Genomic DNA, 15057 nt, shown 5'->3' with positions numbered 1-15057 from the left:
ACCGCGCGAGCCTATTCCTCGCGCAGCAGGCCCGAGACGTCGAGGTCGGGGTCGACGAACGTGCGCACCAGCCACGCGACGGGCGTCTGACGTTCCGCCTCGGCGAGAGTCCGCGGGTCCGTCGTCGCCGGGAGGCGGGCGATCTCTGCCTGCCAGGCGGCCTCGGTCGCCGGGGTGGTCGGGAGCGCCGCCAGGTCGGTGGTCCAGCTCTCCGTGTGCCGCCTGTGTGCGTCGGCGCCCGCGGGATCGGGCTCGCGCCGTCGTACGCGATGGGTGCGGACGGCGACCCCGACGGTGAGGAGCGCGGCGAGCGCGGCGAGCGGCACCGCCCGCCGGAGCTGGTCGGGCGCGAGGCCCCGCGAGTCCCCGGCGCCGATGACCAGCCGGTAGCCGACGAGGAGCACGAGCAGGCCGGCCGTGGTCACCGTCAGCACCATGGCGGCGTACGACGTGTGGCCGCGCGGCACCGGGAGCAGCAGGACCAACCCGAGCAGGACCGCGGCGACCACGCCGCTGACCATCGCCAGCGCAGTCGCGTCGTCCGCGTTGATGTAGGTGCTCTTCCTGCCCGGCGGACCGAGCATCGCGGCCGCACTGAGGGCAGCGCAGAGGCCGAGCCCGAGCAGCACCCACCAGATCGCGGTCCCTGCACGCTGTGCCGGGGCCGCTCGCGGGTGCTTGCGCGCGTGCTGGACCGCCCGCCCCCGCACCGCCGGCAGCTCGCGCACGAGCCGCTGCCACGTCGTACGGTCGCGCCGGACCAGCCGGGCAGCGACGTGCGCGAGCGCGACGACGTCCCCCGGCGGGCCCTCGAGACGGTTCACGAGCGTCAGGGTACGGACGGACTCGCGCTCTCCAGGTGCGTAGGGCCGACTCCATGTGCTCAGGCAGGCCCCGCGCAGATGAGACACCCCTCAGATCGCACGAAGCCCGGTTCCGCCTGGGGACCGGACTGACCGGCGATCACCCGTCCGACGCTGGAGAACCGGCCTGCGGCGCACCCGGGTCCCCTCGACCACCAGCGCGGAGAACGAGCGCGTCGCGCAATCCCAGATCATGAGGGCACCGTCGAAGGCGTGATCGACGAGCAACGTTCCGACCAGGTACTCCATCCACGGCTCGAGTGCGTCGATGCGCACGTAGGCGTTGTCCCAGAGGTCGAGGCAGCACCCGTCCGGACAGCACACCCACGGACTGGGCCCCTCGGGGTGCCCGGGCGCCAGCTCGTCGACGAGCGTCGACGGCTTGTCGTCGAGCGATGCACGCAGGCTCGACGAGGCAATCGCCCGCAACCTGTCCATCTCGTCCGCTCTCAGCGGCGGGTCGATGCGAAGCGAACCACTGATGACGACACCGTCGTCCGGATGAAGCGGCGGATACATGGGGCCTCCCGAGAAGAGCGGTCGTTGACGACCACCACCCTGCAGACGCCGAGGGCGGCGCGCCAGCACGATCCCTCCGCCTGTGGATATCGTCGGGACGTGGATGCCGAAGCCCTGCTCGCGCACTGCCTCGCCAAGCCCGGCGCCTGGCCCGACAACCCCTGGGACCACGAGCTCCCCGTGATCAAGGTCGGCCCCGGCGAGCGCGGCAAGATCTTCGCCTTCCTCGGCCGCGACTCCGTCGGCGTCAAGGCCGGCGCCACCCGCGAGGTCGCCGACGAGTGGCTGCACCGCCACCCCGACGACGCCTCGGTCATGGCCTACATCGGCCGCTCCGGCTGGAACAACCTGTCGCTCACCGGCGCAATCCCCGACGACGAGCTGCTCGAGGCGGTCGATGCGTCGTACCTGATGATCGTGGCCAAGCTGCCGAAGGCGCTGCGGCCAGCGGGCTGGGAGGGCTGACCACCGCCCCGGGCGGGGCCTGTGGAGAGAGCCCGACGCCGTCGCCGGATCTCGACCATGCTCGGGCGGCATGGACACTCTCGGTACCCGTCTCGGGGTCCTGTGCCTCACCGTCGTCGTCCTGCTGGGCGGCTGCGCCGACCCGAGCGTCGACGAGGCCGACCTGCGCACGCCGCCCGCACGCGACACCCCGTCCGGCCAGCTCGGCGACCTGGCCGACCGCGGCGCCGACGGCGTCGCTGGCGGTTACTGAGCGGACGCGGCCGGACCGACCGGACTGACGATCCGCACACTCATGTGGAAGGTCGACATCGCGCCCTCGAGCACGACGAGGAACCCGTCGGGACCGTCGCGGTAGACCTGGCGGCTCTGCTCGAACGCCGGGTCGGGCGGGTTGAACTCGCGGCAGGCGCTCAGGGCTGCCTCGAGCGCGACGCCGCGCTCGACGTGCTCCGTCTTGCCGACCTGCACGACCGTGGGCGGCTTGAGGTCGCCGCGGTTGGAGTACTCGACCAGGACCCGCCACGGCCCGTGGCTGCCGGTCTCGGAGTCGGCAGGGCCCGCGGCGGCGCTCGGTTCGTAGGTGTCGTACGTCATGGCCGGACCCTCCCCCGTCACCGGACCGGCACACCTGCCGCCGACAGCGAGGACTTCACGTCCGAGATCCGCAGCGTGCCGAAGTGGAAGACGGTGGCGGCGAGCACGGCGTCCGCACCGGCCTCGACGGCGGGCGGGAAGTGCTCGACGGCACCCGCGCCGCCGGAGGCGATGACGGGGACCGAGACCTCGGCGCGGACCTTGCGGATCAGCTCGAGGTCGAAGCCGTCGGTGGTGCCGTCGGCGTCCATGGCGTTGAGCAGGATCTCGCCCGCACCGAGCTCGGCAGCGCGCACGGCCCACTCGATCGCGTCGATGCCGGCGGACTGACGGCCGCCGTGGGTGGTGACCTCGAAGCCGGAGTCCGTCGAGACGCCCGAGCCGGCGACCACGCGACGCGCGTCGACCGAGAGGACCAGCACCTGGTTGCCGAAGCGGTCGGCGATCTCGGCGATCAGCTCGGGCCGGCGGATGGCGGCGGTGTTGACGGCGATCTTGTCGGCGCCGGCACGCAGCAGCCGGTCGACGTCCTCGACCGACGAGACGCCGCCGCCGACGGTGAGCGGGATGAAGACCTGCTCCGCCGTGGCGGAGACGATGTCCATCGTGGTCGCGCGGCCCTCGTGGGACGCGGAGATGTCGAGGAAGGTGAGCTCGTCGGCGCCCTCGGCGTCGTACAGCCGGGCCAGCTCGACCGGGTCACCGGCGTCGCGCAGCTCCTGGAAGTTCACGCCCTTGACCACCCGACCGGCGTCGACGTCGAGGCACGGGATGACCCGGACCGCGAGGGTCATACGAGGCCGCCCCGGGTCAGCTTGAGCGCGTCCTCGAGGGTGAATTGCCCGGTGTAGAGGGCGGTTCCGGCGATCGCGCCCTCGACGCCGACGGGCACGAGCTTCATCAGCGCGCGGATGTCGTCGAGGGTCGTGACGCCGCCGGAGGCGACGACGGGGCGCGACGTGGCGGCGCAGACGTCCTCGAGCAGCTGGAGGTTCGGGCCCTGCAGCATGCCGTCCTTGTTGACGTCGGTGACGACGTAGCGTGCGCAACCCTCGGAGTCGAGGCGGGCGAGGGTCTCGTAGAGGTCGCCGCCCTCCTTGGTCCAGCCGCGGGCGGCCAGGGTGCGGCCGCGTACGTCGAGGCCCACGGCCACGCGGTCGCCGTACGTCGCGATGGCGCGGGCGCACCACTCGGGCTGCTCGAGCGCGGCGGTGCCGATGTTGACCCGACGGCAGCCGGTGGCCATGGCGGCCTCGAGCGACTCGTCGTCGCGGATGCCGCCGCTCATCTCGACCTGGATGTCGAGGCGGCCGACGATCTCGGCCTGCAGCTCGCGGTTGTTGCCGTGGCCGAAGGCCGCGTCGAGGTCGACGAGGTGAATCCACTCAGCACCGGCCTCCTGCCAGCGCAGCGCCGCCTCGATCGGGTCGCCGAAGCGCTTCTCGGAGCCGTCCACGCCCTGCACCAGCTGGACGGCCTGGCCGCCCTTGATGTCGACAGCGGGCAGCAGCTCGAGGTAGCCGGTCATGGCCGCGATCCTAGATGAGGCGGACCCGGGTCCTGCGCCGCGTCTCGCCGACACGGGAGACAGGGACTAGAACTTGTTCTCTTTTTGTGATGGGGTGTCGAAACGGCCGCCACTCGGGAGGGGTGGCGGCCGGCACAACAACACATTTCGGGAGGGAAAACCCACATGACCTTGCGTCATCGCTTCACCCTGCGCTCCGTCTCCGCCGGAGCCGTTCTCGGCCTCGCGGCCAGCACCGCCGTCGTCCTCGGTACGGCGGGCACCGCATCCGCGGCCACGATCAACTTCGACTGCACCGTGCCCGTGCTCGGCCAGAGCGTCTTCACCGTGGACGTCACCACCGACACGCCGGCCAGCGTCGCCGCCGGCACATCGGTGACGCCGACCATCACCTCGAAGATGAGCATCCCGGAGGCCCAGGCCAAGACGATGCGGGACTTCGGCGTCACGGCCATCTCGGGAACGGTCGAGGCGACGAACCTCGTCGACGGCACTGCGGTTCCGACGACCATCACGATCCCGAGCACCAACATCGGGAGCAGCGGCCCGGCGGTCGTCACCGGCACGGGCACCCTGCCGGCGATCTCGGCCGGCGCGGCCGGGACGACGCACCAGATCGCGGCCGGCAGCCAGAACGTCAGCATGAAGCTGATCGGAATGATGGGCGACCCCACCTTCGCCATCCCCTGCACCGTCGCCTCCGGGCAGAACAACACGATCAGCACCTTCACGGCCAGCGTGGCCTCCTCGACGGCGGTCAAGGCGAAGTACGCCAAGAAGTCGCGCAAGGTCACGGCCACCGCGACGGTGAGCGCCGCCGGGGTGACGCCGACCGGCACCGTCACCTTCACCCTCAAGAAGGGCGCCAAGCAGGTCAAGACCGTCACCGCGACGGTGGCTGGCGGCACGGCGAAGGCGATCTTCAAGAAGCTCAAGAAGAAGGGCACGTACACCGTGACCGCGTCGTACAGCGGCGCGGCAGCGGCGAAGGCCTCGTCCGGCACCACCACCGTCAAGGTCCGCTGACCTGCCCGAGTAAAGCGGAGTAGCGTCGTCGGCATGTCCGCCTGGCATCTCCAGGGACGGGTGCTTCCCGACGACGCCGACCGCGATGTCTACGTGGTCGACGGACGGATCTCGTTCACGCCCGTCGCCGGCGCGACCACCCTGGGGACCGGCCTGGTGCTGGTCCCCGGGCTGGCCGACGCACACGCCCACCTCTCGCTGGCGAGTCCGGCGGGCGACGACGCGCCGGCCCGCGAGCGCGTGCGGGCCAGCGCCCGGGCCCACCTTGACGCTGGCGTGCTCGCGGTCCGCGAGCCGGGCAGCCCCGACCGGGAGTCCCGCGGCCTCGGCCCGGACGAGGGTCTCCCCCGGGTCACCACGGCCGGGCGCTTCCTCGCACCGGCCGGGCGCTACTTCCCCGGACTGGCCCGCGAGGTGAACGACGGCGAGCTGGTCGAGGCAGCTCTCGAGGAGCTCGCCTGGAGCGGCGGCTGGGTCAAGCTGATCGGCGACTCCCCCCTTCCCGGGCCCGGGATGACCCGCACCTTCAGCGAGGCCGCGGTCGTCGCGGCGACCCGCGCGGTGCACGCGGCCGGCGGTCGGGTGGCGATGCACTGCGCCCTGCCGGACGTGATCCAGACCGCCATCGAGGCCCGGATCGACACCCTCGAGCACGCCACCTTCCTGCAGCCCGACCAGGTCCCCTCGCTGGCGGCGTACGGCGGCAGCTGGGTGCCGACGCTGAGCATCAACGAGGCGATCCGCGGGATGCTCCCGTCCACCATGGGCGAACTGATCGACCGGATGCCCCTGGCCCTCGCAGCGGCAGCCGAAGCCGGCGTACCCGTCCTCGCCGGGACCGATGCGGGCATGGGCCCGCACGGCCGGGTCCGTCACGAGATCGAGCTCCTCGCCCGGTACGGGCTCACGCCGGAGCAGGCGCTCGGCGCGGGTTCGTGGCGCACCCGCGAGCTGCTCGGGCTCCCCGGCATCGCCGACGGCGCGCCGGCCGACCTCGTCGGCTACGGCAACGATCCACGCGACGACCTCGCCGTGCTCGCCGCACCCGTGGTGAGCGTGCTCGACGGCCGGGTGATCAGCCCAGCGAGGTGACCCAGTTGCGCAGCAGCTGGGCGCCCGCGTCCCCCGACTTCTCCGGGTGGAACTGGGTCGCGCACAGCGGCCCGTTCTCGACCGCGGCGACGAAGCGGTCGCCGCCGTGTTCGGCCCAGGTCACCATCGGCTGGTGGCTGGCGGGCGTGCGGTCGTTGGTGACCAGCGTCCAGTCGCGCACGCCGTAGGAGTGCACGAAGTAGAAGCGCTCGTCCTCGATGCCGGCGAACAGCCGCGTCTGCTCGGGCACGGACACGGTGTTCCAGCCCATGTGCGGGACGATCGGCGCCTGCAACCGCTCGACGACACCGGGCCACTCGCCGCAGCCCTCGGTCTCGACGCCGTGCTCGATGCCCTTCTCGAACAGGATCTGCATGCCCACGCAGATACCGAGCACCGGCCGGCCGCCGGACAGCCGGCGGGCGATGATCCGCTCGCCGCGGATCGCCCGCAGCCCGCGCATGCACGCCTCGTACGCGCCGACGCCGGGCACCAGCAGGCCGTCGGCCTCCATCGCCGTGTCCAGGTCACCGGTGAGGGTGACCGATGCACCGGCCCGCTCGACCGCGCGTACGGCGGAGCGCAGGTTGCCGGAGCCGTAGTCGAGGACGACGACGGACGGAGCGCTCACAGAGCACCCTTCGTGGACGGGATGCCGGTCTCGCGCGGGTCGATCGCGACCGCGTCACGGAAGGCGCGGGCGAACGCCTTGAACTGCGTCTCCACGATGTGGTGCGGCTCGCGGCCCGCGAGCACCCGCACGTGCAGCGCGAAGTGGCCGTGGAAGGCGATCGACTCGAAGACGTGCTGGGTCAGCGAACCGAGGTAGGAGACCCCGGAGCCGCCGAGCTGGACGTATTGCTGGCCCTCCGGCTCGCCGGTGTGGACGCAGTAGGGACGCCCGGACACGTCGACGACCGCGTGCACGAGCGCCTCGTCGAGCGGCACGGTCGCGTCGCCGAAGCGGCGGATGCCGACCTTGTCGCCCAGCGCCTGGCGCAGCGCCTGGCCGAGGGTGATCGCGGTGTCCTCGACCGTGTGGTGGGCGTCGATGTGGACGTCACCGTCGGTCTGCACGGTCAGGTCGACCAGCGCGTGGCGCGCGAACGCGGTGAGCATGTGGTCGTAGAAGCCGACGCCCGTGGAGATGTCGTGCTTGCCGGTGCCGTCGAGGTTGACCTCGACGATGACCTTCGACTCGCTGGTCTGCCGCTCGATCCGTGCGGTCCTGGCAGTCATGCGCGCTCTCCATCTACGTCGGTCAGTGCAGCCCGGAAGGCTGCCATCTCTTCGGGGGTGCCGACCGAGACCCGCAGCCACCCGTCCGGCCCGGTCTCCCGGATCAGGACTCCCCGGTCGAGGAGACCCTGCCAGACAGCATGACGGTCGGCGAATCGCCCGAACAACACGAAATTGGCGTCCGAGTCGGCGACGTCGTACGCCTCGGCGCGCAACCAGTCGACCAGGGCGTCCCGCTCGCGGCGCAGGTCGTCGACCTTGCCGAGCAGCTCTGGCGCGTGACCGAGAGCGGCCAGCGCTACCGCCTGGGTGACGGCGGAGAGGTGGTACGGCAGCCGCACCACCCGGATCGCGTCGCAGATCTCCGGCGCCGCGGCGAGGTAGCCCAGTCGCAGCCCAGCACCCGCGAACGCCTTGCTCATCGTGCGGGTCACCACGAGGTTGCGGTACGCCGGCAGCAGCTCGAGCGCGCTCGGGACACCCTCGCGACGGAACTCGCCGTACGCCTCGTCGACGACGACGATCCCGTCATCGCCCGCAGCCTCGCAGAGCACCCCGACCGCCTCGGGCGGCAGCGCCGTGCCGGTCGGGTTGTTGGGGCTCGGCAGCAGGATCACGCTCGGCTGCTCGGTCTTGACCAGGTCGCGCGCAGCGTCGAGGTCGAGCGCGAAGTCCTCGGCACGGCGGCCGGCGACCCAGCGGGTGTTGGTGTCGCGGGCGTACTCCGGGTACATCGAGTACGTCGGCGCGAAGCTCACCGCCGTGCGTCCCGGCCCGCCGAAGGCCTGCAGCAGCTGCAGCATGACCTCGTTGGACCCGTTCGCCGCCCACACCTGCTCGGGCACGATGCCGGCCGGCGTGTCCTTGGAGAGGTACGCCGCGAGGGCGGTGCGCAGGTCGGTGAACTCACGGTCGGGGTACCGGTTGAGGGTCCGGGCCGCCGCGGCAGCCGCCGCCGCGATGTCGGCGACGCACGCCTCGGACGGGCCGTAGGGGTTCTCGTTGACGTTGAGCTGGACCGGTACGTCGAGCTGCGGGGCGCCGTACGGCTCGATCCCGCGCAGCTCCTCGCGCAGCGGCGGCCAGCTGCCGCCGGTCGATGCCGTCATCGCGTCGACCGGACCGTGATGGCGGCGCCGTGGCCCGGCAGGTCCTCGGCCTCGGCGAGGGTGACGACGTGTCCGGCGACCTCGGCGAGCGCGTCGGCGGAGTAGTCGATGACGTGCACCGACTTGGTGAACGCGCGGACCGAGAGTCCCGAGGAGTGGCAGGCGCAGCCGGCTGTCGGGAGCACGTGGTTGGACCCGGCGCAGTAGTCGCCGAGGCTGACCGGGGCGTGCGGTCCGACGAAGATCGCGCCTGCGTTGCGGACCCGGGCGGCCCAGGCGGCAGCGTCCTCGGTGTGGATCTCGAGGTGCTCGGCGGCGTAGGCGTTGACGACGTCGAGGCCCTGCTCGAGGTCGCGGACCAGCACGATGCCGGACTGCTTGCCCCCGAGCGAGGTCGTGATCCGCTCACTGTGCTTGGTGGCGGCGACCTGCTGGTCGAGCTCGGCCTCGACCTCGGCGGCGAGCCGCTCGGACGTGGTGACCAGGACGGAGGCGGCCAGCGGGTCGTGCTCGGCCTGGCTGATCAGGTCGGCGGCGACGTAGGCGGCGTTGCCGGTGTCGTCGGCGAGGATCGCGATCTCGGTGGGACCGGCCTCGGAGTCGATGCCGATCTGGCCCTTGAGGATGCGCTTGGCGGTGACCACCCAGATGTTGCCCGGACCGGTCACCAGGTCGACGCGACGGCACGGGCCGACGCCGTAGGCGAACATCGCGATCGCCTGGGCACCGCCGACGGCGTACACCTCGTCGACGCTCAGCAGCGCGCACGCGGCGAGGATCGTCGGGTGCACGGACCCACCGAACTCCTTCTGCGGCGGGCTCGCGAGCGCGATCGACTCGACACCCGCGGTCTGCGCGGGGACGACGTTCATCAGCACGGACGACACCAGCGGCGCGAGGCCACCGGGCACGTAGAGGCCGACCCGGCCGACCGGCACCTTCCGGTGGGTGACCCGGGCGCCGGGGCCGAGGTCGGTGACGGCGTCCTGCTCGAGCTCGTTGGCGCAGGTCGCGCGCAGCCGGCGGATCGACTCCTCGAGGCCGGCGCGGATGTCGGGGTCGAGGTTGTCGAGCGCGGCCTGCATCGCGGCCGGCGCGACCCGGATGTCGTCGACGCGCACACCGTCGAACTTCTCCCCGAACTCCACGATCGCGTCCAGCCCGCGGGTGCGGACCTCCTCGCAGATCGCATGCACCGCCGGCACCGCCGCCTCGATGTCGAAGTCGGCACGGGGCACTGCTGCGCGGTAGTCGGTCTGGGGACCAGACTCGCGCAGGTCGATGCGACGGATCAGGGACATGGCCCCGATTCTACGGTCGTCGCGCGTGTCGCCGCCGTGGTCCCCGCTACGTTGGACACGTGACCGACCAGCTCCCGATGTTCCCGCTGAACGCGGTGCTGTACCCGGGGGTCAGCGTGCCGCTGCACGTCTTCGAGGATCGCTACCGGGCCCTGGTGCACCACCTGCTGCGCGGCGAGGACCCGTCGCAGCGGCTGTTCGGGTCGGTCGCGATCCGCGAGGGCTACGAGGTCGGCGACCACGGCACCCAGTCGTTGTACCGGATCGGGGTGCGGCTCCAGCTCACCGAGGTCGAGGCCCGCGCCGACGGCAGCTTCGACGTCGTGGCGGTCGGCCGCGACCGGATCCAGCTGGACCGTCTGCTCACCACGGGCGACTACCCGGTCGGCGAGGTCACCCTGCTGCCGGGCCGGGCGACGGAGGTGCCCGAGGAGGTCGTGGAGCAGGCCCGGGCCACCTTCACGGCGTACCGGCACGTGCTCCGCTCGATCGCCGGCGACCCGCTGCAGGGCGAGCTGCCGAAGGACCCGACGTACCTGTCCTGGACGCTCGCGGCCTGCACGCCGCTGCCGATGGGCGAGCGCCAGCAGCTGCTCGAGGCCAACGACACGGCCGAGCGCCTGGTGCTGGTGACCGACCTGCTGCGCGCCGAGCTGCGCGCCATCAACGTGATCACCTCGCTGCCGGCGACCGAGGTCGCCCGCACCCGGTGGAGCCCCAATTGACCCCCGCGATCGGTGTGCTCAAGAAGGCCGGGGTCGCGTTCACGGTCCACGAGTACGACCACGACGCCCGTGCGGACTCGTTCGGCGGCGAGGCGGCCGAGGCGATGGGCGTCGCGCCCGACCGGGTTTTCAAGACCCTGTTCGCCGACGTCGACGGCGCCCTCGTCGTGGGTGTCGTGCCGGTCTCGGGTCAGCTCGACCTCAAGGCGCTGGCCCGCGCCGTCGACGGACGCAGGGCCGTGATGGCCGACCCGAAGGCTGCCGAGCGGGCGACCGGGTACGTCGTCGGCGGGATCTCCCCGCTCGGGCAGCGCAAGGCGCACCCGACCGTGGTCGACGACTCCGCCCTGACCCACGACACGGTGTTCGTGTCCGCGGGTCGGCGCGGGATGGAGATCGAGCTCAGCCCTGCGGAGCTGGCGCGGCTGACGGCTGCTCGGGTCGCGCCGATTCGCCGGTCGTCGTCGGGTTGAGCGACAGCATCAGCACCAGGTAGGCGAGCATCGCGCCCACGGGCCAGGCGAGGTACGGCGTCCAGCTCGAGACCGCAAGATGGCCCGGCAAGATGTCGCCGACCTTGTGGCCGGACAGCAGCGTGGCCGGGTCGGCCGGGCTGAACGACTCCCCCAGCAGGGTCATCACCAGCACGCCGAGCCCGGCGCCGACCAGGACCGCGATGATCCCCGCGACCGCTTGGTTGCGGGCGAGCCAGCCGCCGACCAGGCCGAGCAGCAGGGCGAGGCCGAAGGCGATCGCGACGTAGGTCGCCGTACCGCTGAAGTCGCGGGTGATGCCGGGGTCGAACGGGTCGGGGTACCAGGCCTTGCCGGCCACGGTGTCGTAGATCTTCCCCTTCGGGGCGGGGCCCCACCACGCCCACCACAGCCAGCCACCGGCGGCACCCAGCAGGGCGCCGAGCAGCGGCGGTACGACGAGGACGCCGGTCAGGTCACGTGCCCTCATCGGTCGAGGCACCCCGGCCCGAGGAGGTGCTTGAGATCGGCGAAGAGGGAGACCGAGGGAGTCACCCGGAGATTGTCCCCCAGGCGCATGAGCTTGGTGGAGTCACGGCTCAACAACTGGAGCCGCACCTCGGTCAGCCCCGCGTGGGAGGTCAGCACCTCGCGCAGCTGGGCGACCACCGGCCCGGTGCACCGGCTCGAGGGCAGGCTGATCACGACCGGCCCGTCACTGCTCCGCTCGAGGTCGGGGACGGTGACCTCCTGGCCGCGCAGCTGGGCGGGCTCGCGGTCGGTGTCGAGCTGGCCACGGACCCGGATGATCGCGTCCTCGGTGAGGTACGGCGCGGCGAGCCGGTAGCTGCTCGGGAACAGCAGCACGTCGATCGCACCCTCGAGGTCCTCCAACGTGACGGTGGCCCACGGGTCGCCGTTCTTGGTGATCTTGCGCTGGATCGAGGTGACCAGGCCGGCGACCTCGACCGTCGAGTTGTGGGCGCGGCTCTCGTCGGTGACCAGCTGGCCGATGGTGCAGTCGGTGCCGTTGGACAGCACGTGCTCGAGGCCGTGCAGCGGGTGGTCGGAGACGTAGAGGCCGAGCATCTCCCGCTCGTGGCCGAGCAGGGTCATCTTGTCCCACTCGTCGATGTCGGGGATCGCGACGCTCACGCCGAACCCGCCGTCGCTGCCGTCGTCGTCACCGAGGCCGGCGAAGAGCGAGTCCTGGCCGATCGCCTCGTTGCGCTTGATGTCGACGTACTGGTCGACCGCGGTCTCGTGGATGGCGACCAGGGCGCGACGCAGGTGCTTCATGTCGTCGAACGCGCCGGCCTTGATCAGCGAGTCGATGACCCGCTTGTTGCAGACGGTGGCGGGCACCTTGGACAGGAAGTCGTTGAAGTCGGCGAACCGGCCCTTCTCGACCCGGGCCTCGACGACGCCGTCGACCACGTTGGAGCCGACGTTGCGGATCGCGGTGAGACCGAAGCGGATGTCGCGCCCGACGGCGGTGAAGTCGTGGGCCGACTCGTTGACGTCGGGCGGGAGCACCTGGATCTTCATCCGACGGCACTCGTTGAGGTAGATCGCCATCTTGTCCTTGTCGTCCTTGACGGACGTGAGGAGCGCGGCCATGTACTCGGTCGGGTAGTTGGCCTTGAGGTAGGCGGTCCAGTAGGTGATGACGCCGTACGCCGCGGAGTGCGACTTGTTGAACGCGTAGTCAGCGAACGGGACCAGGATCTCCCAGAGCGTCTTGACCGCGTCCTTGGGATACCCGCGCTCGAGCATGCCGGCCTCGAAGCCCTCGAACTGGGCGTCGAGCTCGGCCTTCTTCTTCTTGCCCATGACCCGGCGCATGTTGTCGGCGGCGCCCAGGGAGTAGCCGGCCAGGACCTGGGCGATCGCCATCACCTGCTCCTGGTAGACGATCAGGCCGTAGGTCTCCCCCAGCACCGGCTCGAGCGCGTCGGCGAGGGCCGGGTGGATCGGCTCGATCGGCTGGCGCCCGTTCTTGCGGTGGGCGTACTTGTTGTGGGAGTCGGCACCCATCGGGCCCGGACGGTAGAGCGCACTGACCGCGGTGATGTCGGCGAACTTGTCGGGCAGCATCGAGCGCAGCAGCGCACGCATGCCACCGCCATCGAGCTGGAACACGCCCAGGGTGTCGCCCCGGCCCATCAGCTCGTAGGTGGCCCGGTTGTCGAACGGGAGCTCCTCGAGGACGACGACCTCGTCCTTGTTGGCCTTGATGTTGGTCAGCGCGTCCTCGAGGATGCGCAGGTTGGACAGGCCCAGGAAGTCCATCTTGACCAGGCCCAGCGACTCGCACATCGGGTAGTCGAACTGGGTGATCACCGCGCCGTCCTGCGGGCGGGCCATGATCGGCACGATGTCGAGCAGCGGCTCGCTCGACATGATGACGCCGGCCGCGTGCACGCCCCAGTTGCGGATCTGGCCCTCGAGGCCGAGCGCCGTCTGGTAGATCGTGCGGACGTCGCCGTCCTGCTCGTAGAGCGCGCGGAACTCGCCGCCGTCGTTGTAGCGCTTGTGCTCGGTGTTGAAGATGTCCTTGAGCGGAACGCCCTTGCCCATGACGTCGGGCGGCATCGCCTTGGTGATCTTGTCGCCGATCGCGAACCCGTGGTCGAGCACCCGGGCGGCGTCCTTGATGGCGGCCTTGGACTTGAGCCGGCCGAAGGTCGCGATCTGGCAGACCCGGTCGGCGCCGTACTTGTCGGAGACGTACTGGATGACCTCGCCGCGGCGGGCGTCGTCGAAGTCGATGTCGAAGTCGGGCATCGAGGGACGCTCGGGGTTGAGGAAGCGCTCGAAGTAGAGGCCGTGCTCCAGCGGGCACAGGTCGGTGATCCGCAGCGCGTACGCCGCGATCGAGCCGGCACCCGAACCACGACCCGGCCCGACCCGGATGCCGTTGTCCTTGGACCAGTTGATGAAGTCGGCGACCACGAGGAAGTAGCCGCAGTAGCCCTTCTGGGCGACGACGGCGAGCTCCATCTCGACGCGGTCCTTGACCTCCTGGGTCAGGCGGTCGCCCGGGTAGCGGGACTCGATGCCGCGCCAGACCTCCTTGCGGAACCAGGACTCCTCGGTCTCCCCCGCCGGGATGTCGGCCTTGGCCATGTAGCCGCCGGTGTTCTCGTTGAACTCCACCTCGCAGCGCTCGGCGATCGCGACCGTGTTGTTGCACGCCTCGGGCATGCCGAAGCGGTCGGCCCACAGCTCGCGCATCTCGGCCGCGGACTTGATGTAGTAGCCGCCGCCGTCGAACTTGAGCCGGTTGGTGTCGGAGAGCCGCTTGCCGGACGCGACGCAGATCAGGGCGTCGTGGGCGTCGGCGTCGTCGGGGTTGTTGTAGTGGGAGTCGTTGGTGGCGATGGGCGGGATGTTCATCTCGCGGCCCAGGCGCAGCAGGTCGTCGCGGACCCGCTTCTCGATGGAGATCCCGTGGTCCATCAGCTCCAGGAACACCGACTCCTTGCCGTAGATGTCCTGCAGCTCGGCCGCCTCGCGGACCGCCTCGTCCCACTGGCCCAGCCGCAGCCGGGTCTGGATCGCGCCGCTCGGGCAGCCGGTGGAGACGATGATCCCCTTGCTGTGCTCGGCGAGGATCTCCTTGTCCATCCGGGGCTTGAAGTAGTAGCCCTCGAGGCTGGACCGGGACGAGAGCCGGAACAGGTTGTGCATGCCCTCGGTGGACTCGGCCCACATCGTCATGTGGGTGTAGGCGCCGCCACCGGCGACGTCGTCGCCGCCCTCCTCGGCGGCGTCGCCCTTGCCCCAACGGACCCGGCGCCGCTCGCCCCGCTGGGTGCCGGGGGTGATGTAGGCCTCGATGCCGATGATGGGCTGGACGCCGTACTTCTTCGCCTTGGAGTAGAAGTCGTAGGCGCCGTGCAGGTTGCCGTGATCGGTCATCGCGATCGCAGGCATGCCGAGGTCGTTGACGCGGGTGAACAACCCGTCGAGCAGCGAGGCTCCGTCGAGCATGGAGTACTCGGTGTGGACGTGCAGGTGGACGAAGTCCCCGGCGTCAGCAGCCATCGGTGGTTCGGCTCTCCTCAAAGGTCAAGGGTGGTCGCTCGGGGAAGAGGACCAGCCTACGTGACAGTCC

At 71.1% G+C, this 15057-nt stretch carries 17 protein-coding genes; 6 read left to right on the top strand and 11 right to left on the bottom strand.

Annotated elements, in window-relative coordinates:
* Positions 1-11 precede the first annotated feature (11 nt).
* Both ACZYRU_RS10510 and ACZYRU_RS10505 read right to left on the bottom strand, forming a co-directional pair.
* Positions 12-824, bottom strand: a complete 813-nt coding sequence (locus ACZYRU_RS10510; protein WP_488957029.1) for a hypothetical protein — start codon at positions 822-824, stop codon at positions 12-14.
* Positions 825-914: 90 nt separating this feature from the next.
* A complete protein-coding gene (locus ACZYRU_RS10505; protein WP_488957028.1) occupies positions 915-1382 on the bottom strand; it encodes a hypothetical protein in 468 nt (155 codons plus the stop codon).
* Positions 1383-1481: 99 nt separating this feature from the next.
* Between ACZYRU_RS10505 and ACZYRU_RS10500 the strand changes: the two genes are divergently transcribed.
* Together ACZYRU_RS10500 and ACZYRU_RS10495 are read left to right on the top strand one after the other, a co-directional pair.
* Entirely contained in the window at positions 1482-1847 is a 366-nt protein-coding gene (locus tag ACZYRU_RS10500; protein ID WP_488957027.1) for an MmcQ/YjbR family DNA-binding protein, read from the top strand.
* A gap of 70 nt (positions 1848-1917) precedes the next feature.
* Positions 1918-2100: a hypothetical protein gene (locus ACZYRU_RS10495; protein WP_488957026.1), complete on the top strand. Its 183-nt coding sequence runs from the start codon at positions 1918-1920 to the stop codon at positions 2098-2100.
* Here the strand turns inward: ACZYRU_RS10495 and ACZYRU_RS10490 are convergent.
* Genes ACZYRU_RS10490 through priA form a run of 3 tightly spaced genes read right to left on the bottom strand, consistent with a single transcriptional unit; the run spans position 2094 to position 3972 of the window.
* A complete protein-coding gene (locus tag ACZYRU_RS10490; RefSeq protein ID WP_488957025.1) occupies positions 2094-2444 on the bottom strand; it encodes a hypothetical protein in 351 nt (116 codons plus the stop codon). The two genes, ACZYRU_RS10495 and ACZYRU_RS10490, sit on opposite strands and share 7 nt — an antisense overlap.
* A gap of 17 nt (positions 2445-2461) precedes the next feature.
* Positions 2462-3238: an imidazole glycerol phosphate synthase subunit HisF gene (gene hisF, locus ACZYRU_RS10485; RefSeq protein WP_488957024.1), complete on the bottom strand. Its 777-nt coding sequence runs from the start codon at positions 3236-3238 to the stop codon at positions 2462-2464.
* Positions 3235-3972, bottom strand: a complete 738-nt coding sequence (gene priA, locus ACZYRU_RS10480) for a bifunctional 1-(5-phosphoribosyl)-5-((5-phosphoribosylamino)methylideneamino)imidazole-4-carboxamide isomerase/phosphoribosylanthranilate isomerase PriA (protein WP_488957023.1) — start codon at positions 3970-3972, stop codon at positions 3235-3237. The genes hisF and priA overlap by 4 nt, the downstream gene beginning before the upstream one ends.
* Positions 3973-4137: 165 nt before the next feature.
* Between priA and ACZYRU_RS10475 the strand changes: the two genes are divergently transcribed.
* Together ACZYRU_RS10475 and ACZYRU_RS10470 are read left to right on the top strand one after the other, a co-directional pair.
* Positions 4138-4998, top strand: a complete 861-nt coding sequence (locus ACZYRU_RS10475) for a DUF6801 domain-containing protein (RefSeq protein WP_488957022.1) — start codon at positions 4138-4140, stop codon at positions 4996-4998.
* A gap of 33 nt (positions 4999-5031) precedes the next feature.
* Entirely contained in the window at positions 5032-6090 is a 1059-nt protein-coding gene (locus ACZYRU_RS10470; protein WP_488957021.1) for an amidohydrolase family protein, read from the top strand.
* Here ACZYRU_RS10470 and hisH read toward each other — a convergent pair.
* Genes hisH through hisD form a run of 4 tightly spaced genes read right to left on the bottom strand, consistent with a single transcriptional unit; the run spans position 6074 to position 9733 of the window.
* Complete coding sequence (gene hisH, locus ACZYRU_RS10465; RefSeq protein WP_488957020.1) at positions 6074-6721, bottom strand: imidazole glycerol phosphate synthase subunit HisH; 648 nt, start codon at positions 6719-6721, stop codon at positions 6074-6076. The genes ACZYRU_RS10470 and hisH overlap by 17 nt on opposite strands.
* Positions 6718-7329, bottom strand: a complete 612-nt coding sequence (hisB, locus tag ACZYRU_RS10460) for an imidazoleglycerol-phosphate dehydratase HisB (RefSeq protein ID WP_488957019.1) — start codon at positions 7327-7329, stop codon at positions 6718-6720. Before hisB ends, hisH begins: the two co-directional genes overlap by 4 nt.
* Complete coding sequence (locus ACZYRU_RS10455; protein ID WP_488957018.1) at positions 7326-8438, bottom strand: histidinol-phosphate transaminase; 1113 nt, start codon at positions 8436-8438, stop codon at positions 7326-7328. Before ACZYRU_RS10455 ends, hisB begins: the two co-directional genes overlap by 4 nt.
* Entirely contained in the window at positions 8435-9733 is a 1299-nt protein-coding gene (gene hisD, locus ACZYRU_RS10450; RefSeq protein WP_488957197.1) for a histidinol dehydrogenase, read from the bottom strand. The genes ACZYRU_RS10455 and hisD overlap by 4 nt, the downstream gene beginning before the upstream one ends.
* 65 nt (positions 9734-9798) lie before the next feature.
* Here hisD and ACZYRU_RS10445 point away from each other — a divergent pair, with 65 nt between their 5' ends.
* Positions 9799-10464 (top strand): LON peptidase substrate-binding domain-containing protein, encoded by a 666-nt coding sequence (locus tag ACZYRU_RS10445; RefSeq protein ID WP_488957017.1) that lies wholly within the window; start codon positions 9799-9801, stop codon positions 10462-10464.
* Positions 10461-10937 carry a Cys-tRNA(Pro) deacylase gene (gene ybaK, locus ACZYRU_RS10440; RefSeq protein WP_488957016.1) on the top strand — a complete coding sequence of 159 codons (477 nt, stop codon included), beginning with the start codon at positions 10461-10463 and terminating at the stop codon, positions 10935-10937. Before ACZYRU_RS10445 ends, ybaK begins: the two co-directional genes overlap by 4 nt.
* Here ybaK and ACZYRU_RS10435 read toward each other — a convergent pair.
* Positions 10867-11427, bottom strand: a complete 561-nt coding sequence (locus ACZYRU_RS10435; protein WP_488957015.1) for a hypothetical protein — start codon at positions 11425-11427, stop codon at positions 10867-10869. The genes ybaK and ACZYRU_RS10435 overlap by 71 nt on opposite strands.
* On the bottom strand, positions 11424-14987 hold the full coding sequence (gene dnaE / locus ACZYRU_RS10430) for a DNA polymerase III subunit alpha (RefSeq protein WP_488957014.1): 3564 nt from the start codon (positions 14985-14987) through the stop codon (positions 11424-11426). Before dnaE ends, ACZYRU_RS10435 begins: the two co-directional genes overlap by 4 nt.
* Positions 14988-15057 lie beyond the last annotated feature (70 nt).

The organism is Nocardioides sp. F233 (assembly GCF_057813895.1).
The sequence above is the reverse complement of the archived record's forward strand: the minus strand, read 5'-3'. Positions and strand labels throughout refer to the sequence as shown.